The sequence below is a fragment of the Vibrio sp. 10N.222.49.C9 genome (assembly GCF_041474985.1).
Lineage (GTDB): Bacteria > Pseudomonadota > Gammaproteobacteria > Enterobacterales > Vibrionaceae > Vibrio > Vibrio crassostreae_C.
In genome coordinates, this window is sequence record NZ_JBFRVD010000155.1 from 1 (window position 1) to 309 (window position 309).

Here is a 309-nt window from a genome sequence, read left to right on the forward strand (position 1 = left end):
GCCATAATCAGACTTTATCCAATGGCCTGAATATCCGTTACCGATGGCGGTCAACTGCTCTGGTTTAAGGTTGAGTAGAGCTTGCTTTGAGAGTTTTAGCGTCATTGGCACGCGAGTGATGAATTTTTGCTGCTGTTCATCAAGCGAAGTAATACTCTCTTCTGTGTATAGCGCAGCATCAGCAATAAAGTAACGGCTGTTTTGTGCCGCTTTTAGACAATGAATATGCCGCTTGGTAACTTCCGCAAACGCTTTGGCATCGTTTGTGTTCCCGCTCAGCGCTTGCATGTAGACAGGTAATCCAGCTTG

At 46.0% G+C, this 309-nt stretch carries 1 protein-coding gene; it reads right to left on the reverse strand.

Going from position 1 to position 309, the window contains the following annotated elements:
* Nucleotides 1-309: transposase (locus tag AB4585_RS22495; protein ID WP_372171034.1), on the reverse strand; the 309-nt coding region annotated here is incomplete at both ends.